Annotated in this window: 21 protein-coding genes; 5 read left to right on the top strand and 16 right to left on the bottom strand. The window is 62.6% G+C overall.

The genetic code is table 11. The features are described from left to right. Positions 1–26: 26 nt before the first annotated feature. The 3 genes from BUE39_RS10460 to BUE39_RS10450 are packed head-to-tail and all read right to left on the bottom strand — an operon-like array spanning position 27 to position 3,747. Positions 27–725, bottom strand: coding sequence for a phosphoribosylanthranilate isomerase (locus tag BUE39_RS10460; protein WP_073428583.1), 699 nt, complete (start codon positions 723–725; stop codon positions 27–29). Next, a complete protein-coding gene (gene truA, locus BUE39_RS10455) occupies positions 722–1,534 on the bottom strand; it encodes a tRNA pseudouridine(38-40) synthase TruA (protein WP_073428582.1) in 813 nt (270 codons plus the stop codon). Before truA ends, BUE39_RS10460 begins: the two co-directional genes overlap by 4 nt. After that, positions 1,531–3,747: a FimV/HubP family polar landmark protein gene (locus BUE39_RS10450; RefSeq protein WP_235004853.1), complete on the bottom strand. Its 2,217-nt coding sequence runs from the start codon at positions 3,745–3,747 to the stop codon at positions 1,531–1,533. The genes truA and BUE39_RS10450 overlap by 4 nt, the downstream gene beginning before the upstream one ends. A gap of 19 nt (positions 3,748–3,766) precedes the next feature. Here BUE39_RS10450 and BUE39_RS35890 point away from each other — a divergent pair, with 19 nt between their 5' ends. Continuing rightward, complete coding sequence (locus BUE39_RS35890) at positions 3,767–3,892, top strand: hypothetical protein (protein WP_268801992.1); 126 nt, start codon at positions 3,767–3,769, stop codon at positions 3,890–3,892. A 329-nt stretch (positions 3,893–4,221) separates the two neighbouring features. Here BUE39_RS35890 and asd read toward each other — a convergent pair whose 3' ends face one another. The 6 genes from asd to BUE39_RS10415 all read right to left on the bottom strand — a co-directional run bounded on the left by asd (position 4,222) and on the right by BUE39_RS10415 (position 10,598). Further along, positions 4,222–5,343, bottom strand: coding sequence for an aspartate-semialdehyde dehydrogenase (asd, locus tag BUE39_RS10445; RefSeq protein ID WP_073428580.1), 1,122 nt, complete (start codon positions 5,341–5,343; stop codon positions 4,222–4,224). Between the two features lie 371 nt (positions 5,344–5,714). Further along, the gene (gene leuB / locus BUE39_RS10435; protein WP_073428578.1) at positions 5,715–6,782 is read right to left on the bottom strand and encodes a 3-isopropylmalate dehydrogenase; all 1,068 of its coding nucleotides are present in this window, start codon (positions 6,780–6,782) and stop codon (positions 5,715–5,717) included. A gap of 56 nt (positions 6,783–6,838) precedes the next feature. Then, on the bottom strand, positions 6,839–7,492 hold the full coding sequence (leuD, locus tag BUE39_RS10430) for a 3-isopropylmalate dehydratase small subunit (RefSeq protein ID WP_073428577.1): 654 nt from the start codon (positions 7,490–7,492) through the stop codon (positions 6,839–6,841). Between the two features lie 86 nt (positions 7,493–7,578). Continuing rightward, complete coding sequence (locus BUE39_RS10425) at positions 7,579–7,737, bottom strand: entericidin A/B family lipoprotein (RefSeq protein WP_073428576.1); 159 nt, start codon at positions 7,735–7,737, stop codon at positions 7,579–7,581. Between the two features lie 5 nt (positions 7,738–7,742). Further along, a complete protein-coding gene (leuC, locus tag BUE39_RS10420) occupies positions 7,743–9,152 on the bottom strand; it encodes a 3-isopropylmalate dehydratase large subunit (protein WP_073428575.1) in 1,410 nt (469 codons plus the stop codon). A gap of 195 nt (positions 9,153–9,347) precedes the next feature. After that, positions 9,348–10,598: a DUF1479 domain-containing protein gene (locus BUE39_RS10415; RefSeq protein ID WP_073428574.1), complete on the bottom strand. Its 1,251-nt coding sequence runs from the start codon at positions 10,596–10,598 to the stop codon at positions 9,348–9,350. Between the two features lie 144 nt (positions 10,599–10,742). Here BUE39_RS10415 and BUE39_RS10410 point away from each other — a divergent pair, with 144 nt between their 5' ends. Next, positions 10,743–11,792, top strand: coding sequence for a helix-turn-helix domain-containing protein (locus BUE39_RS10410; protein ID WP_073428655.1), 1,050 nt, complete (start codon positions 10,743–10,745; stop codon positions 11,790–11,792). A 155-nt stretch (positions 11,793–11,947) separates the two neighbouring features. Here BUE39_RS10410 and gltA read toward each other — a convergent pair whose 3' ends face one another. The 7 genes from gltA to BUE39_RS10375 all read right to left on the bottom strand — a co-directional run bounded on the left by gltA (position 11,948) and on the right by BUE39_RS10375 (position 17,859). Then, positions 11,948–13,249, bottom strand: a complete 1,302-nt coding sequence (gene gltA / locus BUE39_RS10405; protein ID WP_073428573.1) for a citrate synthase — start codon at positions 13,247–13,249, stop codon at positions 11,948–11,950. 81 nt (positions 13,250–13,330) lie between these two features. After that, complete coding sequence (locus BUE39_RS10400; protein ID WP_073428572.1) at positions 13,331–13,603, bottom strand: FAD assembly factor SdhE; 273 nt, start codon at positions 13,601–13,603, stop codon at positions 13,331–13,333. A 1-nt stretch (position 13,604) separates the two neighbouring features. Next, the gene (locus BUE39_RS10395) at positions 13,605–14,309 is read right to left on the bottom strand and encodes a succinate dehydrogenase iron-sulfur subunit (protein ID WP_073428571.1); all 705 of its coding nucleotides are present in this window, start codon (positions 14,307–14,309) and stop codon (positions 13,605–13,607) included. Between the two features lie 24 nt (positions 14,310–14,333). Next, positions 14,334–16,109 carry a succinate dehydrogenase flavoprotein subunit gene (gene sdhA / locus BUE39_RS10390; RefSeq protein WP_073428570.1) on the bottom strand — a complete coding sequence of 592 codons (1,776 nt, stop codon included), beginning with the start codon at positions 16,107–16,109 and terminating at the stop codon, positions 14,334–14,336. A 4-nt stretch (positions 16,110–16,113) separates the two neighbouring features. After that, positions 16,114–16,482, bottom strand: coding sequence for a succinate dehydrogenase, hydrophobic membrane anchor protein (gene sdhD, locus BUE39_RS10385; protein ID WP_073428569.1), 369 nt, complete (start codon positions 16,480–16,482; stop codon positions 16,114–16,116). Positions 16,483–16,485: 3 nt separating this feature from the next. Next, on the bottom strand, positions 16,486–16,899 hold the full coding sequence (gene sdhC / locus BUE39_RS10380) for a succinate dehydrogenase, cytochrome b556 subunit (protein WP_073428568.1): 414 nt from the start codon (positions 16,897–16,899) through the stop codon (positions 16,486–16,488). A gap of 156 nt (positions 16,900–17,055) precedes the next feature. After that, entirely contained in the window at positions 17,056–17,859 is an 804-nt protein-coding gene (locus BUE39_RS10375) for a GntR family transcriptional regulator (protein ID WP_073428567.1), read from the bottom strand. A 492-nt stretch (positions 17,860–18,351) separates the two neighbouring features. Here BUE39_RS10375 and BUE39_RS10370 point away from each other — a divergent pair, with 492 nt between their 5' ends. The 3 genes from BUE39_RS10370 to BUE39_RS10360 all read left to right on the top strand — a co-directional run. Continuing rightward, complete coding sequence (locus BUE39_RS10370) at positions 18,352–19,335, top strand: malate dehydrogenase (protein ID WP_073428566.1); 984 nt, start codon at positions 18,352–18,354, stop codon at positions 19,333–19,335. Positions 19,336–19,630: 295 nt separating this feature from the next. Then, positions 19,631–20,647 (top strand): HpcH/HpaI aldolase/citrate lyase family protein, encoded by a 1,017-nt coding sequence (locus BUE39_RS10365; RefSeq protein WP_073428565.1) that lies wholly within the window; start codon positions 19,631–19,633, stop codon positions 20,645–20,647. 160 nt (positions 20,648–20,807) lie between these two features. Continuing rightward, positions 20,808–21,163: citrate/2-methylcitrate synthase (locus tag BUE39_RS10360; RefSeq protein ID WP_327083064.1), on the top strand; the 356-nt coding region annotated here is incomplete at its 3' end.

The raw sequence follows: 21,163 nt of genomic DNA, 5'->3' as shown, positions 1-21,163 counted from the left end.
GCTATGCGAAAGCCGCGCCGCCGGAGTCATTCGGCGTCCGCTGCGCGCACCGCGCGTACGAACGCCGCCATCCGGGCGTGATCCTTCACGCCCTTGGCGCCCGGCACTTCGATGCCGCTCGAGACATCGACCGCGTACGGGCGCACGTGATGGATCGCATCACTGACGTTTTGCGCGTTCAACCCACCACTCAAAACGGCCCGACGCGCGAGCTCTGCTGGAATAAGTGACCAATCGAAAACCTTCCCGCCGCCGCCATAGCCCTCGACATGGGTGTCGAAGAGAAAGCTGCTGGCTGCTGAATAGTTAAGCGCCGATTTTACCAAATCGGCCGGCCGAGTATCCGCCGCAACGCGCAGCGCACGCAACCAAGGCAAACCCGCAACGCCGGCGAGCGATTCGCACTGTTCCGCCGTCTCGTCGCCGTGAAATTGCAACAATGTCAGCCCGACGTTGCCCGCGACTTCGCGAATCCAGTCGGGCGTGGCGTTGACGAACAAACCCACCACCGACACGAACGGCGGCACATCGCGCACCAGTTCGACGGCCTGCGCGACGCTCACCGAGCGCGGGCTCGGCGGATAAAAGACGAGGCCGATTGCGTCGGCGCCGAGTTCGATCGCGTGGGTCACATCCTCCGGCCTGGACAACCCGCACAGTTTGATGCGCGTGCGATGAGGCACGGCGGCGCCGGTTTCGTCTGGTAGTTTGTCGGTTGAGTTCATGTCTTCGGTTGCTCGGTCCATACGGTGCTCCACGGCACGCTGCCCGTTTGCGGCGCGGGCACGGCGAAATGCTCAGGATAGCCCACCTGCGCGAGATACAAGCCGTCCGGCATGAAGGTCGGTGCGGCGTATTCGCGGTCGCGGCTCGCCAGAACCTCGGCCATCCATTCGGCCGGGCGACGGCCACGGCCGATGTAGACCAGACAGCCCATCAGGTTGCGCACCATATGATGCAGGAACGCGTTCGCCCGGAAGCGGAAATGGATGAAGTCGCCCTGCCGCACGACGTCGATCTGATACAGATGCTTGAACGGCGTCTTCGACTGACATTGCGACGAACGGAACGCCGAAAAATCGTGCTCGCCGATCACATACGCGGCGGCAGCGCGCATCGCGTCCACGTCGAGCGGCGTGTGCACCCAGCCGGCCCGCGTCGCCAGCATGGGCGAGCGCACCGGATGAACATACAGAACGTAGTAATAAGTCCGCTCGAACGCCGAGAAACGCGCGTGGAATTCGTCGGGCATCGGCTTGGCCCACTGCACCGCAATCGTCTTCGGCAAGAACGAATTGGTGCCGCGAACCCAGGAAACGTCCGCGCGATCGAGTTCGGTATCGAAATGCACGATCTGGCCGAGACCATGCACGCCCGTGTCCGTGCGACCCGCGACGACGGTTTGCACCCGCGTCTGCGCGAATTCGCGCAGCGCCCGTTCGAGTTCGTCCTGCACGGTCTGGCCGTGCGGCTGCGACTGCCAGCCGAAGAATGCCGAACCGTCGTACTGGACGCCTAGTGCAATACGCTTCACGACAACGGTGCGAGCGTCGAGAGCAACGCGCGGGCCTCGGTGCGCGTGGCCGGGTCGTTTGCCTCGATGACTTCGTTGATGAGCGCGCGGGCGCCGGACAGATCGCCGAGTTCGATGTACTCGGCGGCAAGGTCGAGCTTGTTGCGGGCGATGCGGACGAGATCGGCCTGGGTAAACGCCGGCAACGGCTGAGCCGGACTCGGCGGCAACTCGAGGTCGAAATCGAGCTTCAACGCCCCGAAGCCGGCCGCGCCGAGACCCGCGATGGCGGCGTGACGCCCGGTGCCGGCGGCAATTTCGTCGGCGATATGTGGGGCGTCTTCCTCGTCGTGCGGTACGGCCGGATGCTGTGGGGCCGCTTCCGGCGAAGTCGCGGCACGCACGCTTTCCGCACCCGGTTCGGCGCGAGGCGGCAACGGCATGTCGAGACTGCCGAATGCGTCGACAGCGTCGCGCGGGAATTCGGTCGGCATGGCCGGCGCGGGCTGAGCTTGCGACACGGGCGCGGGCTCGAACGCCGGCGCGCCGCCTGGCGTCGCTGTTTGCGTCGACGGTGGTTGCTCGTCGGACGGTTGATAGGGGGGGGCGACGTGCGCTGTTTCCTGATGCGCTGGCGGGGCGCTCTCGGACAGCGGAGGCGCTGAGGTCTCGCTGTACGGCTCGCCGGACAGCGAAGTCGTATGCGGCTCGACGTGTTGCTTCGCGAAGCCGGTCGCCTGTGACTGTACGTTCAGAGGCTCGTGCGGTTCGCTCGACAACCGTGCATCTGCATCCTGCGTTGTAGCTGGCGCGCCCGGTGTGGGTTCGTCAGTTGCGACGTGTTCTGCTGCTGCGTGTTCTGCTGCTGCACGCTCTGCCTCAGCACGTTCCGCCTCAGCACGTTCCGCCTCAGCACGCTCTGCGGCCGCCTGCTCTCCCGCCGCTTGTTCCGCCGCTGCCTTCTCCGCCTCAACTCGCTCTGCCGCCGCTCGTTCCGCGAGTGCGTGTTCCTCAGCCGCACGCTCCGCAGCCACCTGCTCGGCCTGCGCACGTTCCGCCGCAACTCGCTCCGCAGCCGCCTGCTCCGCCAACGCACGTTCCGCCGCAGCTCGCTCCGCCGCCGCTGCTTGTTCCACCGACGCCGCCTCTGCCGCAAGGCGCTCTGCCTCCGCCCGCTCAGCAGCTTCGCGTGCCGCCGCCTCCCTCGAGGCCGCCCGGAGAATTTCCGCCTCGCGCTCCGCTGCGATCCGCTCCGCCATCTCGCGCGCCGCCGCCTCGCCCTCGGCAGCTTCGCGTTCAGCGGCGGCAAGCGCCGCCGCCTGCCGCACCGCGTCGTCGTCGCTTACATCCGAAGCCTCACGTACCGGAGTCGGCTCATGGGCCGACTCGACCTGGCGCAAATCCGCGCTTTTCGCCGATGCCGGCGCCGCGGCTTCGGCATCCGCCGACGCAGCTTCCGCCGCGGCAAGCCGCTCGCGCTTAGCCCGCCGCAGACGCAAGGCTCCCAGCAGCACGACCAACGCAGCGCCAATCGCCGCCGCCACGCTCAAACTCGTTTGAGACATGCCGGCTTCATTCGATGCCGGGATCGCCGCGCCGCCGTGGCCCGACACAACCGCGGCGGCTGAAGCGCCAGCCGCCGGCTGCGCGCCGCTCGTCGACGCAGTGCCCGTGGCCGCCGGCGCGCCACCGATGCCATGCTTCTGCAATTCCATCAACACGCGGTTTTTCAACGCCAGCAATTGCTGCAGGCTCGACACCTGCGCGCGAGGCTGCGACGCGGACTGCACGGCTGACGTCGCCGGGGCGGCCCCTGCGATGGCTGCTGATGCGCCTTCGGCAGCCTCGCTGGCCGAGGGCTGGATCGATCCCGACCAGACATGCGCGCCGCCGGCGGCCGACGCCGCCGTCTGCGAACCTGCGAGCGGCGCCGACGACGCCGCTCCACCCACCGCCGCGCCGCCCGACGTCGTCTGGCTTGCCTCGCTCGCCGCACTGCCCGTTCCCGAAACCGCGGGCGCGGCCGGCGCCGCAGCCGCATTGACCTGCGAAGCGCCGCTCGCCGCCCCGACCGCCACCGCTGCATTCGGCGCCGAAGCAGCCGCAGCCACGGGAGCCGAAGCGGCCGACGCCGCCGTGGTCGCCGAGGCGCCAGAGCCCGCAGCCGCCGCAGAAGCCGCCAGCGCACCCGACGCATCCAGTGCCGGCACGGTCAACACCGCACCCACACGCATCCGGCTCGGGTCATGACCCATGAAAGCGCCCGGATTCGCGTCGAACAACGCGCGCGTCGCGCGTGCGAGCGTCGCGCGGTCGCGGGACTGGGTGACGGCGATCGCGACGTCGTTCAACGACTGTCCGGGCTTCACCGTATATTGACCGCCGGCCGCATAGGAAACTGAAGCGGCATCCGGCGCGCTCGCCGCCTCGGCGGGCGCCGCGATTGCGCCGCTGACGCCACCGCCAGTCAGCGCAAGCGCCAAAACGACGGCAGCCGCCAATCGATCCGTCAATCGGCCTGTAACTCGATGAATGAACATAGCCCGAAGGGAAGAGAGTCGAAGATTCATCGGGACTCCTGGCGCTTCAGCGCGCAGCCCTTTTTTGCGGTTGGAAGGAGACAAGATAATCGGAGCACACAATGAAAAAGCGCCGCGCAAGCGCGACGCTTCTTGAGTTTTCTACGCGTCGTGAGCGCGTAGTTTACTTTACTTGTCGAGCACAATGCGAAGCATACGACGCAATGGTTCGGCTGCGCCCCACAGCAACTGGTCACCGACCGTGAAGGCCGACAGGTATTCGCCGCCCATCGCCAGTTTGCGCACGCGGCCGACCGGCACGGTCAGCGTGCCCGTCACCACTGCGGGCGACAGATCGCGCATGGATGCTTCACGTTCGTTCGGCACGACCTTGACCCAGTCGTTGCCCGAGGCGAGGATGCTGTTCACTTCGTCCAGCGGCACATCCTTGTTCAGCTTGATGGTGAGCGCCTGCGAGTGGCAGCGCATCGCGCCGATCCGCACGCACAGGCCGTCTACGGGGATCGAGCCCGGCGTGCCCATGGCCGGCTTGCCGAGAATCTTGTTGGTTTCCGCGCCGCCCTTCCACTCTTCCTTCGACATGCCGTTGCCGAGATCCTTGTCGATCCACGGAATCAGCGAACCGGCGAGCGGCACGCCGAAGTTGTCGGTCGGCATGCGGTCGCTGTTCATCGCGCTCAGCACGCGACGGTCGATGTCGAGAATCGCCGACGACGGATCCGCCAGATCTTCCTTGGCCGCACCGTAGAGCGTGCCCATTTGCTGCAGCAGTTCGCGCATGTTCTGCGCGCCCGCGCCCGAAGCGGCCTGATACGTCATGGCCGTCATCCAGTCGACGAGGTTTTCGCGGAACAGGCCGCCCAGCGCCATCAGCATCAGGCTGACCGTGCAGTTGCCGCCGATGAAATTCTTCTGGCCCTTGACCAGTGCGTTTTTGATTACGCCGAGATTGACCGGATCGAGAATGATGACCGCGTCATCCTTCATGCGCAGCGACGAAGCCGCGTCGATCCAGTAGCCATTCCAGCCCGCCGCACGCAGCTTGGGGAACACTTCGTTCGTGTAATCGCCGCCCTGACAGGAGATGATCGCTTCACACTTCTTCAGGTCTTCGATGCTTGTCGCATCTTTGAGCTTGGTCTCGTTTTTGGCGAACGACGGCGCGTTGCCGCCCGCATTGCTGGTGCTGAAAAACACCGGTTCGATCAAGTCGAAATCGCCTTCCTGCTGCATACGCTGCATCAGGACGCTGCCGACCATGCCGCGCCAACCTACGAGACCTACGTTCATGACTTCATACCCTTCGAGTGGAAACTTCCCCGCATCTTTGCCCGCAGTGACCGCGCGGGGAAGATGAGCGGGCACGACGGACGATCAGCGTTTCGTGATCGTTTTCGGGGTAATCGTTTTGGTAGTAATGGCGAACTCAACCACACGGGCCGTTTTGCCGTGGGTTTGACCGTGAATGGTCGAAATCGAGGAGATTTGAGAGATCCGCGCCATCGCTACAATATACACGAAAACCGAAATTTGGCGACGCCAGTCGCCGCTCTCGCCCGTATTGCGCGCGAATCCACCCATTTCGAGGCGGATTCACGCTTTAAAGGTTGCTTTACAGCCCGTTTGACAATCCGACTATTGCTTCAGACCGGCGACATTGTTTACAGCGCGGCAACCACCGCATCGCCCATTGCCACTGTGCCGACCTGCTTGCAACCCGGCGTGAGAATATCGCCGGTGCGATACCCCTGTTCGAGCACCTTTTTCACCGCGGTTTCGATGCGGTCCGCCTGCTCCGCCTTGTTCAGCGAATAGCGCAGCATCATGGCGGCCGAGAGGATCGTCGCCAGCGGATTGGCCACGCCCTTGCCGGCGATGTCGGGCGCCGAACCGTGCGACGGTTCGTACAAGCCCTTGTTGTTCTTGTCCAGCGACGCCGACGGCAGCATGCCGATCGAGCCCGTGAGCATCGCCGCTTCGTCCGAAAGAATGTCGCCGAACATGTTGCCGGTGACGATCACGTCGAACGACTTGGGCGCCTTCACCAACTGCATCGCGGCATTGTCGACATACATATGCGACAACTCGACGTCGGCGTATTCCTTCGACACGTCGATCATCACGTCTTTCCAGAATTGCGACGTTTCGAGCACGTTGGCCTTGTCCACCGAGGTCAGCTTCCTGCCGCGCTTTTGCGCCGCCTGAAACGCGACGTGCGCGATGCGGCGCACTTCGGGCTCCGAATAGCGCATCGTGTCGAAGCCTTCCTTCGAGCCGGCAAAGAGACCATCCGGCGCTTCACGCACGCCGCGCGGCGCGCCGAAGTAGATGTCGCCGTTCAGTTCACGCACGATCAGGATGTCCAGACCCGAAACGATCTCTTCCTTCAACGACGAAGCGCCGGTGAGTTGCGGATAGCAGATCGCCGGGCGGAAGTTCGCGAACAGTTGCAGATGCTTGCGCAGACCGAGAATCGCCTGTTCGGGGCGCAGCGCGCGTTCGAGCTTGTCGTACTTCCAGTCGCCGACGGCGCCGAACAGAATCGCGTCGGCTTCCTTCGCCAGCGCCAGCGTTGAATCGGGCAGCGGGTGGCCCTTCGCTTCGTAGCCCGCGCCGCCGACCGGCGCTTCTTCGAGTTCGAACTTTTCGCCGAGTACGTTCAGGACCTTGACGGCCTCCTTGACGATTTCGGGGCCGATGCCGTCACCCGGCAACACTGCGATCTTCATGCGAATTCCTTGATGATTTTCTTGGGACGTTCAAGCGCCAATCCGCGAGCGGCGCTTTAACCGACAATGCGATGAGCCAGCCAAGGCTGCTTCGCAATACACTCCGCTTCGAACTGGCGAATCTTGTCCGCGTGACGCAGCGTCAGGCCGATATCGTCGAAACCGTTCAACAGGCAGTACTTGCGAAAGCCCGCGACTTCGAACGGATACTCCGCGCCGCCGTCCGAGGTGCGCACCACTTGCGCTTCCAGATCGATGGTCAGCTTGAAGCCGTTGAACGCATACGTTTCGTTGAACAGGTGATCGACTTGCTGTTCGGTCAACACGATCGGCAACAGGCCGTTCTTGAAGCAGTTGTTGTAGAAGATATCGGCGAAGCTCGGCGCGATGATCGCGCGGAAACCGTATTGCTGCAGCGCCCACGGCGCGTGTTCACGCGAGCTGCCGCAGCCGAAATTCTTGCGCGCCAGCAACACGGACGCGCCTTGATAACGCGGCTGATTCAGCACGAAATCCGGATTCAGCGGGCGCTTCGAATTGTCCTGACCCGGCTCGCCGTGGTCGAGGTAGCGCCATTCGTCGAACGCGTTCGGCCCGAAACCGGTGCGCTTGATCGACTTCAGGAATTGCTTCGGAATGATCGCGTCCGTGTCGACGTTCTCACGATCGAGCGGCGCCACGACGCCGGTGTGTACGATGAATTTATCCATGACGCTTGCGCCTGTTTCAAGACCGGGCGATGCGCGTGGCGGCTGTCGAACCGCTCGGTGCATCGCCGGCAAAAATCAAAAACCGCTTATTTGTCAGCGTGGTTGCTGATCGAATTGCCGAGGTGCGACATGTCCTCGCCGAATCCGTGCACCGTGTTGCAGCCCGTCAGACCGAGCAGCAACCCAGCCAGCGTACCGAGCGCGAAGCGGCGCAGTAGAGTGATGCGATTCATGTTCTTCATGATGCGTTTTATCCAAGCTTGCGAATATCGACGAAATGCCCTTCAATGGCCGCGGCTGCGGCCATTGCGGGGCTCACGAGGTGGGTACGGCCACCGGCGCCCTGACGACCTTCGAAATTACGATTCGACGTGGACGCGCAACGCTCGCCCGGATCCAACCGGTCGGCGTTCATCGCGAGACACATCGAGCAACCCGGCTCGCGCCATTCGAAACCGGCGTCGGTAAAGACCTTGTCCAGCCCTTCCCGCTCCGCTTGCGCCTTCACCAGACCCGAACCCGGCACGACCATGGCGAGGCGGATGTTCGGCGCAACGCGGCGACCGAGCTTCTTGACGACGTAAGCCGCGGCGCGAATGTCTTCAATGCGCGCGTTGGTGCACGACCCAATGAAGATTTTATCCGGCTTGATCGACTCGATCGGCGCATTCGGCTCGAGCGCCATGTATTTCAGCGCGCGCTCCATGGCGTCGCGCTTGACCGGGTCCTTCTCGCGTTCCGGGTCCGGCACGCGGCCGTCTACTGCCGTGACCATTTCCGGCGACGTGCCCCACGTGACTTGCGGCACGATTTCGGCAGCGTTCAGCTCGACCACGCGATCGAACTGCGCGCCGTCGTCCGACTTGAACTGCTTCCAGTACTCGACCGCGTGATCCCACTCGACGCCTTCCGGCGAGAACGGGCGGCCTTTCAAATATTCGATGGTGGTGTCGTCCACTGCGACCATGCCAGCGCGCGCGCCCGCCTCGATCGCCATGTTGCAGACCGTCATGCGGCCTTCCATGGACAACGCGCGAATCGTCGAACCGCCGAATTCGATCGCGTAGCCGGTGCCGCCCGCCGTGCCGATCTTGCCGATGATCGCGAGCACGATGTCTTTCGCGGTACAGCCGCGCGGCAACGTGCCTTCCACCTTGACCAGCATGTTCTTGCTCTTCTTCTGCAAGAGCGTTTGCGTGGCGAGCACATGCTCGACTTCCGAGGTGCCGATGCCATGCGCGAGCGCGCCGAACGCGCCGTGCGTGGACGTGTGCGAGTCGCCGCAGACGATCGTCATGCCCGGCAAGGTAGCGCCCTGCTCCGGCCCGATGATGTGCACGATGCCTTGGCGCAGGTCGTTCATCTTGAACTGCGTGATGCCGTAGGCGTCGCAGTTTGAATCGAGCGTGTCGACTTGCAGCCGGGAAACCGGATCGGCGATGCCGTGACTGCGATCCGTGGTGGGGACGTTGTGATCCGACACCGCCAGATTCGCGCTGATGCGCCACACCGGACGCTCAGCCAGCTTCAGGCCCTCGAACGCCTGTGGGCTGGTCACTTCGTGCAGCAGGTGACGGTCGATATAAAGAATCGTCGTACCGTCTTCTTCCGTGTGGACCACGTGTGTGTTCCACAATTTGTCGTAGAGAGTCTGTGCCATGGTATGCGGGGTAGTAGTGACTGCGGACTGACCGTGTCGGTCGATTATGCCATGCAGCGGCTCGCATTGTGCCCCACGCCATCGAAAAAACCGATAAAAAACAGGGAGTTGGGTGGTAGTGTCGATACCTGTATTGGCGTTACCCGGCAAGGGTGCGGGGGGGCGCCCCACGCGCCACCCCGTGCATGCGAACGCTTAGCGCACGAGATCGAAGCCGAGTTGCGAGCGTCCCAGCGGAGTCAGGTCGCTTTCTTCCGCGCGTGCGATGAAGTCGGTTTCGAAGTGATCGGCCGGAAAATCCGGCGGGCTCTCGCCGCGCAGGAAGCTCGGCAACTGGCGCTCGAGATACGCCTCGTTTTTCGCGCACCAGGGCGCGGACGAGATGTACATCACGTTGCTGTAGCCGTTGCCGCGGTGCGCGTCTTCCACGGAATGCACGACGTCGCTATGCCAGAACACGGCGTCTCCGGCCTGCATGTGCGGAATCGGCGTGACCGCTTCGAGCAGCAGGCTGTGCCACGCCGGTTGGATCGACAGCGCGCGGGCCGGCTGGGCGCCGCAGAGCTCGTCGTCGGGAACATCGTCTTGCAGCGCGCGCAGGATCACGTAGGCCATCGCGTTGGCAACCGGGATCAATTGCAGCGTGCCGTCGCCGGGCCCTTGCGGCGTCAGCGCGGTCCAGCCCTGGAACGTGCGGAACATCGAGCAGACCGCCGGCGAGGGAATCTCCTGCACGTCGGGACGGAATGCGGCATCGAACGGATCGTACGCGCGCCAGTTGCCCGACAGCACGTGCCGATACACCTTGCGGAAATTCGGATCGAGCCAGCGCTCGACGGAGCCGCCATCCACGTGCGGCGACAAACCCAGCGATTCCGATCCGGGCGGCCGGCGACGAATCCGGTCGGCGTAGACCGGTATGCGCTCGGGATCGAAGTGCTGCCTGCCTTCGCTCTCCGACGTCCAGAGGCGGTTCAGGAACACGCGCGTGTTGGTGAGTTGCTGCGATTGGCGCGCCATCGTCTGGGGCTTGGACCAGTAGACGCCATAGATCTGCGGCTTGCTCGACGACAGGTTGCCGAAGTATTTGTCTTCGGCGCGGTGCGCGAGCTTGTCGTCGAGCTTGTTGCGCTGCACGTAGTCGGCGATTTCGTCGTTCCAGTCGCTTGCCTGCCGCGGATCGAACACGCGTCGCACGACGCATGCGCCCCGCGTTTTGATGCGGACGATGGCGGCCTGGTCGACGTCGCCGGAAACGATCGCCGAATAGTCGAAAACGGGAATCGCGTCACGCCCTTGGTCGCGCTCGCGACGGATGGCGTCGACTTGCTGCCTGATCGCGCTATCGACTTCGTCGAACACCTGCCTGTGGTTCGGTAACGCCGTTTGCAGCGCGCGCTTCGTAGCGCGGATCGCGTCGGGAAGATTGTCGATCACGAGCGGCATGGCCTGTCTCCTTGCATCGGTTTTGTCGGGATGGGGTGCGTCCAGATTAGGCATCTTTGGCACCCAGCATGCATCTCATCCGGCCAATTATCGATACAATTTGGACATTCGCCGCTTACCCCACGCGCGGCCAGGTTGCGTCCCGTGAAACCTCAGTACGAACGCGTCACCATCCCGGACGGCTGTTCGATTCGCGTCTACCACCGGCAGCTCGCGCAGATCCCGTTCGAATGGCATCACCATCCCGAGTACGAACTCACGCTGACGATGAATAGTCGCGGCCGTCGCTTCGTCGGCGATCACAGCGCTGATTACAGCGGCGACGATCTCGTGCTCGTGCCGCCGGATATGCCGCACACGTGGGCGTCGACGGAGCCTATCGATGCGCGCGAGCCGCAAGTGGCGGTTGTCATATGGTTCAGCGGCGACTGGGCGCGACGGGTGGCGGATTGTTGTCCGGAGTTTGCGTCGTTGCGTACGCTGCTGAGACGCGGCGCGCCAGGATTGCGGTTTGCGCCCGAAGCCGCGGCGCTCATGCGCGCGCAGTTGGGTGCGTTGCTGAATGAGTCGCCGCGTGTGCGGCTGGGTGCCGCGTTGGATGTGCTCGCCTGTCTCACCGAGGCAAAGTCGGAGCCGTTGGCGTCACCGGCTGCGCATGGGCGGAACGGACGACAACAACGGGGCAGCGGCGCGCAACCGGCGCGAATCGCTCAACAGGCTGATCTGGTGCCCACGGCCTCTTCCGGCGGCAGCTCATCAGAAGCGGAACGGCTGAATCGCGTACTGGATCTGCTCGATCGACGCTTCCACGAACGGTTGCGTATCGCCGAATTATGCGAGGTAGCCAATCTCTCAGAGCGCTCGCTGCACCGTTACTTCGTGCGGCACGTCGGCGAAAGCGTGGGACGTTATCTGAACCGGCTGCGCATCGGTTACGCAACGCGGCAATTGACCGACACAAGCTGGCCCATCGCGCTAATCGCCACCAAGGCCGGGTTTCCGAACCTGGCGAATTTCAATCGACAGTTTCTTTCGGCGCGAGGCACGACGCCGAGTGCGTACCGGCGCTTCTTCGAAACCTATGGGCATGCGCCGCAAATCTCAGCGGAACCGCAAGCGCTCGGGATGCGCTCGCCGTCACTGGAGCGTACGAAAGCTAACGGTTCGCGACGTAAATCACATTCGGCCGCTTGATGCGTCGTTCACTGCAATGTTGATCCACGTCAGTCACCGCTCAGGACAGAAGCAAAACGCCTCAAAGGAAGATCCGTTGAGGCGTTTTTCTTACCACTTGCCGCCGCGCGGCTCGCAGGCTTCACAGCGTGCGTGCCGGGCGGTGACGCGACCGCTTAACGCTGCGCAATCGGCTTCGCCTCACGCTGCGTATCGCCAATGAACAGCTGACGCGGACGGCCAATCTTCTGTTCCGGATCCGCGATCATTTCATTCCACTGTGCAATCCAGCCAACGGTACGCGCCATCGCGAAGATACACGTGAACATCGACGTCGGAATACCCAGTGCGCGCTGCACGATGCCCGAGTAGAAGTCGACGTTCGGGTACAGCTTGCGCGACACGAAGTATTCGTCTTCCAGCGCGATTTTTTCCAGCGCCATGGCCAGCTTGAACAGCGGGTCGTCGTGCAGGCCGAGTTCGTTCAGCACTTCGTGGCAGGTTTCGCGCATCAGCTTCGCGCGCGGATCGTAGTTCTTGTAGACGCGGTGGCCGAAGCCCATCAGCTTCACGCCCGAGTTCTTGTCCTTCACCTGCTTGATGAACTCAGGAATGTTGTCGACCGAGCCGATTTCTTCCAGCATGTTCAGCGCGGCTTCGTTCGCGCCGCCGTGCGCCGGGCCCCACAGACAAGCGATACCGGCCGCGATACACGCGAACGGATTGGCGCCCGACGAACCGGCGAGACGCACGGTCGAGGTGGATGCGTTCTGCTCGTGGTCTGCGTGAAGAATCAGGATACGGTCGAGCGCGCGCACCAGCACGTCGTTGACCTTGTAGTCTTCGCACGGGTTCGAGAACATCATGTGCATGAAGTTCGCGCTGTACGAGAGGTTGTTCCTCGGATACGCAAACGGCTGGCCGATGCTGTACTTGTACGCCATCGCGACCAGCGTGGGCAGCTTCGCGATCATGCGAATGGCCGACACGTCACGGTGACGCGGATTGTTGATGTCGAGCGAGTCGTGGTAGAACGCCGACAGTGCGCCGACTGCCGCGACCAGAATCGCCATCGGGTGTGCGTCGCGACGGAAACCGCGGAAGAAGAAGTGCATTTGCTCATGCACCATCGTGTGATTCGTAACGGTCTTCACGAACTCCGCTTTTTGCTGTTCGTTCGGCAGTTCGCCCTTCAGCAGCAGGTAGCAGGTTTCGAGGAAGTCGGCGTTTTCCGCGAGGTTGTCGATCGGGTAGCCGCGGTACAGCAGTTCACCCTTGTCGCCGTCGATGTACGTGATCGCCGAGTTGCAGGCCGCCGTCGACATGAAGCCCGGATCGTACGTAAATTTGCCGGTCTGGCCGTACAGTTTCCGGATGTCGATCACGTCCGGGCCGAGAGTGCCCTTGTAGATCGGCATTTCAACGCTCGGCGAATTGTCGCTGAACGATAGCGTGGCTTTAACATCTGACGGGGTCATAGCACATCCTCAATCGAAGTATGGAAACAGGGTTTCGATAATTGCACGCCTGGAACAACGGACAAGCGGCGCTCAAGCCGGTTAGGCGTTGCGCAGCAGCTCCAGCACCCGGATCACATCCGGGTCGGCAAGGTCGCCCTCAGGTTCCTTGCGCACGAGCAGCAAGTCCATCAGGTCGTTATCGCTCAGCTCTAGCAGGCGGGTGAGTGCGCCTACGTCGGCGTCGCTGAGGTCATGCTCATATCGGCTGAAGAAACGCTCAAAGATCAGATCGTTTTCCAGCAAGCCCCGCCGTGCGCGCCAGCGAAGGCGCGCGCGGCGAAGAGGGTCGGACTGATGTGATGATTCGTCCATCTCAGACAGCGCGGCGAACCATCAATTCCTTGATCTTGCCAATCGCCTTGGTCGGGTTAAGGCCCTTCGGGCAAACGTCGACGCAATTCATGATGGTATGGCAACGGAACAGACGGTACGGATCTTCCAGGTTGTCGAGGCGTTCACCCGTCGCTTCGTCGCGGCTGTCCGCGATGAAACGATAGGCTTGCAACAGGCCGGCCGGACCGACGAACTTATCCGGGTTCCACCAGAAGCTCGGACACGAGGTCGAGCAGCTAGCGCACAGGATACATTCGTACAGACCGTCGAGTTCGTCGCGCTCTTCGGGCGACTGCAGACGTTCCTTTTCCGGCGGCGGCGTATCGTTGATCAGGTACGGCTTGATCGAGTGATACTGGTTGAAGAACTGCGTGAAGTCGCAGATCAGGTCGCGCACGACCGGCAAGCCCGGCAGCGGACGCAGCACGATTTTTTGCGGCAGGTCGTTCAGGTTCGTGAGGCACGCCAGGCCGTTCTTGCCGTTGATGTTCATTGCGTCCGAACCGCACACGCCTTCACGGCACGAGCGGCGGAACGACAGCGTTTCGTCCATAGCCTTGAGCTTGACGAGCGCGTCTAGCAGCATGCGTTCGTGCGAGTCGATTTCGATGTCGTACGACTGCATGCGCGGCGCTGCGTCCTTGTCCGGATCGTAGCGGTAGATTTCAAATGTACGCTTAGCCATTTCTGAATTCCTTTGACTTGTGCCTTAGAAGGTCCGCGCTTTCGGCGGAACCGATTCGACCGTCAGCGGTTGCATGTGAACCGGCTTGTAGTCGAGGCGATCGCCTTCACTGAACCACAGCGTATGGCGCAGCCAGTTTTCGTCGTCGCGATGTTCGAAGTCGTTTTGCGCGTGGGCGCCGCGGCTTTCCTTGCGCGCTTCGGCGGAGACCATCGTGGCGCGCGCCACTTCGATCAGGTTCGCCACTTCCAGCGCTTCGACACGTGCCGTGTTGAACACCTTCGACTTGTCTTTCAGGTGGATGCTGTCGACCCGCTCAGCCACTTCGCGGATGCGTTCAACGCCCTCGGACAGCAATGCCGAAGTACGGAACACGCCGGCGTGCTTCTGCATGGTCGCGCGAATGTCGTTCGCGACGTTTTGCGTGTACTCGCCCGACGACGACTTCTCGAGCTTGTCGAGGCGCGACAGCGCGAAATCGGCGGCGTCGGCCGGCAGCGGCTTGTGCTCCTTGATTTCCTTGACGTGCTTGACGATGTGGTTACCGGCGGCGCGCCCGAACACCACGAGGTCGAGCAGCGAGTTCGTGCCGAGACGGTTCGCGCCGTGCACCGACACGCACGAGCATTCGCCCACTGCGTAGAAACCGTTCACCGGCTCTTCGTGCCCCTTCGACGTGCCCACGACCTGGCCGTGAATATTCGTCGGAATGCCGCCCATCTGATAGTGAATGGTCGGCACGACCGGAATCGGCTCTTTGATGCAGTCGACGTTCGCGAACTTCAGCGCGATTTCGCGGATCGACGGCAGACGCTTCATGATCGTCTCCGCGCCGATGTGCGACAGGTCGAGCAGCACGTGGTCCTTGTTCGGACCGACGCCGCGGCCTTCCTTGATTTCCTGGTCCATCGAACGCGAGACGAAATCGCGCGGCGCCAGATCCTTCAGCGTGGGCGCGTAGCGCTCCATGAAACGCTCGCCGTTCGAGTTGCGCAGAATGCCGCCTTCGCCGCGCACGCCTTCGGTAATCAGCACGCCCGCGCCGGCCACGCCGGTGGGGTGGAATTGCCAGAATTCCATGTCTTGCAGCGCGATGCCCGAACGCGCGGCCATGCCCAGGCCGTCACCGGTGTTGATGAACGCATTCGTGGATGCCGCGAAGATCCGGCCCGCGCCGCCCGTGGCGAACAGCGTGGTCTTGCCTTCGAGAATGTAGACGTCGCCGGTTTCCATTTCCAGCGCGGTCACGCCGAGCACGTCGCCCTCGGCGTCGCGGATCAGGTCCAGCGCCATCCATTCGACGAAGAACTGCGTCTTGGCCGCCACGTTCTGCTGATACAGCGTGTGCAGCAGCGCGTGACCGGTACGGTCAGCAGCCGCGCAAGCGCGTTGCACCGGCTTTTCGCCGTAGTTCGCGGTGTGGCCGCCGAACGGGCGTTGGTAAATCGTGCCGTCGGCGTTACGGTCGAACGGCATGCCGAAGTGTTCGAGTTCGTAGACTGCGTTCGGTGCTTCGCGGCACATGAACTCGATCGCGTCCTGGTCGCCGAGCCAGTCGGAACCCTTGATCGTGTCGTAGAAATGATAGTGCCAGTTGTCTTCGCTCATGTTGCCGAGCGAGGCGCCGATGCCGCCTTGAGCAGCAACCGTGTGTGAGCGCGTGGGGAACACCTTGGACAGCACGCAGACCGACAGACCGGCGCGCGCCAGTTGCAGCGAAGCACGCATTCCCGAGCCGCCCGCGCCGACGATAACCACGTCAAACTTGCGACGCGGCAGAGAATTCTTGATTGCAGCCATTCTTTTACACTCTCCAGAGAATCTGCGCAGCGTAGCCCGCACATGCGAGCAGCCAGACGATCGTCAGCGCCTGAAGGAACAGGCGCGTGCCAACGGGCTTCACATAGTCCATCCAGATGTCGCGGATACCGACCCACGCGTGATAGAACAGCGAGAGCAGCGTGACAAACGTGGCGAGCTTCATCCATTGCGTGGCGAAAATCGAGGCCCAGCCTTCGTACGAGAAGTCGCGCGCACCGAAGAACCATGCGAGCAGGATCACCGTGTAGATCGCCATCACGCAGGCGGTAATGCGCTGGGCAAGCCAGTCGCGCAGACCGTAATGTGCGCCGACGACGAGACGCTTCGGACCGATTCGGTTATTAGCTGCCATTTTTTAAAAAACTCCGAACAGTTTTGCCGCGAATGCAATCGTAAGAAGCGACGACACGACGAGAACGACGATGGAGGTTTGCTTGCCGCCTTCCTTCGTGACCGCGCGGTGCGTGTCCATCACGAGGTGACGGACGCCCGCGCAGAAGTGAAACAGGAAGGCCCACGCAAGAACGAGCGTGATGAGCTTGACGATGACGTTGGAGAGGAAACCTTTGAAGACCTCGAAACTCAGTTCGGAAGTCAGGCTTTGATCGAAGAGGTACAGCAGGAACGGAAGAAAAACAAAAAGCAGACCACCGCTTAAGCGATGCAAGATCGAAACTCGCCCCGCCAGCGGGAGACGGTATGCCGTCAATATCTGCCCGATACCGATGTTCCGGAACTCCGGCCTCGGTTTTTTTACGGCTTCAGCCATGCTAGACCCCTACTATGTAGTCACACTAATCCGCGATTTTAGCGCCTTTTTATATCGCGCTGCAGCGAAAACCACGACAGGTCCGTTACAGCGTGCGCGATAAAGGTGCCTTCAAACAGGCGTGCGTGTGGGACGCCGCGCCTCGTTCAGCCCGACTCAGCTCAGGTCGTTCTGATAGTAATACCCGGTTGTGACATACCAACCTCTTCGCACTTCCACCGGCCGATCCCCATACGTGTACGACACTCGTTCGACCGACAGCAGCGGGAAGCCGGCAGGCACGCGCAGGAGATCCGCAACCGTTGGCTCGGCCGCCACCGCGCGGATTTTTTCCGTTGCGCGGATCATGCGTGTGCCGAATTCCGTTTCGAACATCGCATAGAGCGGGCCCTTGTACTCCGACAGCCGCTCGAGTGTGAGTCCGCGAAATACCGCGCCGGGCAGCCAGATTTCGTCGAGTACGGTGACTTCGCCATCGAACTGCAGCAAACGCTTGATCAGCACCACGGGATCGGCGGGTTTCAGATCGAGCTGCCGGGCGATATCCGCCGATGCTCGCAAGCGCCGGCATTCCAGCAGGCGGCTGACGTGCGGATGTTCCGCGCCGTCATCGGCCAGCAATCTAAGGAAGCGAAACTGGGCGCGGTCTTCGTTGTGCGTTGCGACAAACGTGCCCTTGCCCTGGCGGCGCACCAGCAGGTTGTCGGCGGCGAGTTCGTCGATCGCTTTGCGCACCGTTCCCTGGCTGACCTTGTATCTGGCCGCCAATTCGACTTCACTAGGAATGATCTCGCCGGGTTTCCATTCGCCACTTTCGAGGCTCTGCGTAATCAAGCCCTTGATCTGCTGATACAACGGGCTGAAGGTGGGCGACGCAGCGGCGGGCACGGCAGTGGATACACCTTCTCCCGTGGCGCTGGAGCCATTCGGATTCGTGGTGTTCGCCGGGTTCGAATTCATGCGCGCATTTCATCATAAAGGGCTGGGCCACGTCTAGGGTTTTCCCCTCAATAGATATGTCTTATATAAGACATAAGATAATGTTGACTTTGTGTCTGACGACTCCTACACTCCCTTCCGAGCAAGGGTTTGCGGGTTTTTCGGCGCCTCTTTTCAGGCCGCGCCGTAGCGCACCGGCAGTCACTCTGCACCATGCTGTTCCCACGCAGTCCCGGTTTCGATTCGCCGCCATTCTTTGGCCAGACGCGTGCCGAAACGCGCTGTTTGCAGGAGCCCGCATCGTGCAGCGGCTACCCGGCGCTACCCCTATCCACCTCTGCTCGTGAGTAAGGTTTCCGGCATGGCGGTCTTGCCGCAGTGCGCCGCACGGCCTCGGCATTTCGGGGCTGTCCGCGAGTAGTGAATTCCGCCGTGTTTCACAACGCTTCGCTGAACGCGCATATAGAATGGCGTTTTCCCTAGCGTCTAACGCATCGTCCTGGAGATTTCTCAATGGCTAAGCCCGCAAAGCGCGTTGCCGTCACCGGCGCCGCAGGTCAAATCGCTTACTCCTTGCTGTTCCGCATCGCCAATGGCGACCTGCTCGGCAAGGACCAGCCGGTTGTCCTGCAACTGCTCGATCTGCCGCAAGCGCAAGGCGCCGTGAAAGGCGTCGTGATGGAACTGGATGATTGCGCATTCCCGCTGCTGTCGGGCGTCGTGATCACCGACGATCCGAAGGTTGCATTCAAGGACGCCGACGTGGCCCTGCTGGTCGGCGCGCGTCCGCGTTCGAAAGGCATGGAACGCAAGGACCTGCTGTCGGCCAACGCCGAGATTTTCACCGTCCAAGGCAAGGCGCTGAACGAAGTCGCCAGCCGCGACGTGAAAGTGCTGGTGGTCGGCAACCCGGCCAACACGAACGCCTACATCGCCATGAAGTCGGCGCCGGATCTGCCGAAGAAGAACTTCACCGCCATGCTGCGTCTGGACCACAACCGCGCGCTGTCGCAACTGGCGGCCAAGTCGGGCAAGCCGGTCGCTTCGATCGAAAAGCTGGCTGTGTGGGGCAACCACTCGCCGACCATGTACCCGGACTTCCGTTTCGCCACCGCGGAAGGTCAAGACCTGACCAAGCTGATCAACGACGACGAATGGAACCGCAACACGTTCATCCCGACCGTCGGCAAGCGTGGCGCGGCAATCATCGAAGCGCGCGGCCTGTCATCGGCGGCGTCGGCGGCTAACGCTGCAATCGACCACGTCCGCGACTGGGTGCTCGGCACGAACGGCAAGTGGGTCACGATGGGCATCCCGTCGGACGGCTCGTACGGCATTCCCGAAGACATCATCTACGGTGTGCCGGTCACGTGCGAAAACGGCGAGTACAAGCGCGTCGAAGGCCTGGCAATCGACGCGTTCTCGCGCGAAAAGATGGACGGCACGCTGCAGGAACTGCTGGAAGAGCGCGAAGGCGTTCAGCATCTGCTCGGCTAAGCGCCTGATGCAGGCAAACCGGAACTCGTGAGAAAACGCTGGGCCGCCCAAATTTTTTTCGCTCTGCTGGGATCCTCTTGAGCATGGAGATCCCCTCGGGCGGCCCAGCGCGAAACGCCATGTCCGGGGGCGCTCCCGGGCATCGCCTCAGCGAGTGAGTTCCGGTTTTTTACGTGCGAATGCAGCTATTCGCATCTGATCCGAGCGCGTTTTGCGCCGCTGCGCAATGAGCGTCAGCAGAGCGCGCCCGAATCAGATTCCCTAAACACGACCACCCCAAACCCTGACGCCGAAGATGCGCGCCCTCACACCCGCCGAAGTGCTGTTTGACGGCGAAGTGCCGCCCGCTGTGCTGCCTGCCTGCGATCACTACGCCGGCAGCGAAAAGCTGATGCTGAAATCGCTCGCGTTGCAGCAACAACTGGGCCCGGTGTTCGACATCACGCTTGATTGCGAAGACGGCGCGCAGGTCGGCCGGGAGGCGGAACACGCTGAGCTGGTCGCTTCCCTGCTGGGCAGCGAGCATGACCGCTTCGGCCGGGTCGGCGTGCGCATTCACGACTTCGATCACGCGCACTGGCGCGACGACGTCCGCCTCATTCTGCGTGCGGCGAGACGAGCACCTGCTTACATCACCCTGCCGAAGATCCGCAACCTGCCCGACGCCGCCGAGATGGTCGCGTTCATCGAGGCGACGCGATGCGAATTCCGCATCGCCCAGCCGGTGCCGGTGCAATTACTGGTTGAAACCCACGGCGCGCTCATGCGTGTGTTCGATCTGGCCGCGCTACCAGGTGTGGAAGCACTGAGCTTCGGCCTGATGGACTTCGTCTCCGCGCACGACGGCGCAATTCCCGATACCGCGATGCGCTCGCCCGGCCAGTTCGATCATCCGCTGGTGCGGCGCGCGAAGCTGGAAATTTCGGCAGCCTGCCATGCGTACGGCAAAGTGCCATCGCACAACGTCAGCACCGAAGTGCGCGACATGGGCGTGGTCGCCAACGATGCCGCCCGCGCCCGCAGCGAGTTCGGTTACACGCGCATGTGGAGCATCCACCCGGCGCAGATCGAGGCGATCGTAGCCGCGTTCGCACCGCGCGACGAAGAGATCGCCACCGCAACCGAAATCCTGCTGGCCGCGCAGTCCGCGCATTGGGGACCGACGCGCCATCACGACACGCTGCACGACCGCGCCAGCTACCGCTACTACTGGTTCGTGCTTCGCCGAGCGCAATCCACTGGCCGCGCCGTTCCGCAAGACGCCGCGCCGCTCTTTGCGAAAGTGGGCGCTAACGTGCAAACCGCTTCATGAAGGCGATTATCAATGCGACAGCCGGCGCCGCAGCGTTCAACGGCGTTCACATGCAGGGCCATTCGGCCGGATCATGGCATGACCTGCCGCGGCGCAAAGCAGTCACCAGCGCTGCAAGACGACCGCAAGCGGCACAGAGGCACCAAGGAGACAGCGGGAGATGAGCGATACGACGCAAACCGCCGGCGCACAAGGCGGGAACGAAGCCCAAGGCGGCTTCAAACCGAAAAAGTCCGTGGCGCTGTCCGGCGTGACCGCGGGGAATACGGCGCTGTGCACGGTCGGCAAGACCGGCAACGACCTGCACTACCGGGGCTACGACATTCTCGACCTCGCCGGCGCGTGCGAATTCGAGGAGATTGCGTATCTGCTGGTCCACGAGAAACTGCCGACCCAGGCCGAACTGGGCGCCTACAAGACGAAACTCAAGGCGCTGCGCGGCCTGCCCGCGAACGTGAAGGCCGCGCTCGAATGGATTCCCGCCGCCGCGCATCCGATGGACGTGATGCGCACGGG

It is taken from the genome of Paraburkholderia terricola, assembly GCF_900142195.1.
Taxonomy (GTDB): Bacteria; Pseudomonadota; Gammaproteobacteria; order Burkholderiales; family Burkholderiaceae; genus Paraburkholderia; species Paraburkholderia terricola.
The sequence above is the reverse complement of the archived record's forward strand: the minus strand, read 5'-3'. Positions and strand labels throughout refer to the sequence as shown.

Coding starts and splice junctions, on each gene's coding strand:
- BUE39_RS10460 (WP_073428583.1), bottom strand. CDS start 725: ATGAACTCAACCGACAAACTACCAGACGAAACCGGCGCCGCCGTGCCT.
- BUE39_RS10450 (WP_235004853.1), bottom strand. CDS start 3,747: ATGCGTGTGGGTGCGGTGTTGACCGTGCCGGCACTGGATGCGTCGGGT.
- BUE39_RS35890 (WP_268801992.1), top strand. CDS start 3,767: ATGAAAGCGCCCGGATTCGCGTCGAACAACGCGCGCGTCGCGCGTGCG.
- asd (WP_073428580.1), bottom strand. CDS start 5,343: ATGAACGTAGGTCTCGTAGGTTGGCGCGGCATGGTCGGCAGCGTCCTG.
- leuB (WP_073428578.1), bottom strand. CDS start 6,782: ATGAAGATCGCAGTGTTGCCGGGTGACGGCATCGGCCCCGAAATCGTC.
- leuD (WP_073428577.1), bottom strand. CDS start 7,492: ATGGATAAATTCATCGTACACACCGGCGTCGTGGCGCCGCTCGATCGT.
- leuC (WP_073428575.1), bottom strand. CDS start 9,152: ATGGCACAGACTCTCTACGACAAATTGTGGAACACACACGTGGTCCAC.
- BUE39_RS10415 (WP_073428574.1), bottom strand. CDS start 10,598: ATGCCGCTCGTGATCGACAATCTTCCCGACGCGATCCGCGCTACGAAG.
- gltA (WP_073428573.1), bottom strand. CDS start 13,249: ATGACCCCGTCAGATGTTAAAGCCACGCTATCGTTCAGCGACAATTCG.
- BUE39_RS10400 (WP_073428572.1), bottom strand. CDS start 13,603: ATGGACGAATCATCACATCAGTCCGACCCTCTTCGCCGCGCGCGCCTT.
- BUE39_RS10395 (WP_073428571.1), bottom strand. CDS start 14,309: ATGGCTAAGCGTACATTTGAAATCTACCGCTACGATCCGGACAAGGAC.
- sdhA (WP_073428570.1), bottom strand. CDS start 16,109: ATGGCTGCAATCAAGAATTCTCTGCCGCGTCGCAAGTTTGACGTGGTT.
- sdhD (WP_073428569.1), bottom strand. CDS start 16,482: ATGGCAGCTAATAACCGAATCGGTCCGAAGCGTCTCGTCGTCGGCGCA.
- sdhC (WP_073428568.1), bottom strand. CDS start 16,899: ATGGCTGAAGCCGTAAAAAAACCGAGGCCGGAGTTCCGGAACATCGGT.
- BUE39_RS10375 (WP_073428567.1), bottom strand. CDS start 17,859: ATGAATTCGAACCCGGCGAACACCACGAATCCGAATGGCTCCAGCGCC.
- BUE39_RS10370 (WP_073428566.1), top strand. CDS start 18,352: ATGGCTAAGCCCGCAAAGCGCGTTGCCGTCACCGGCGCCGCAGGTCAA.
- BUE39_RS10365 (WP_073428565.1), top strand. CDS start 19,631: ATGCGCGCCCTCACACCCGCCGAAGTGCTGTTTGACGGCGAAGTGCCG.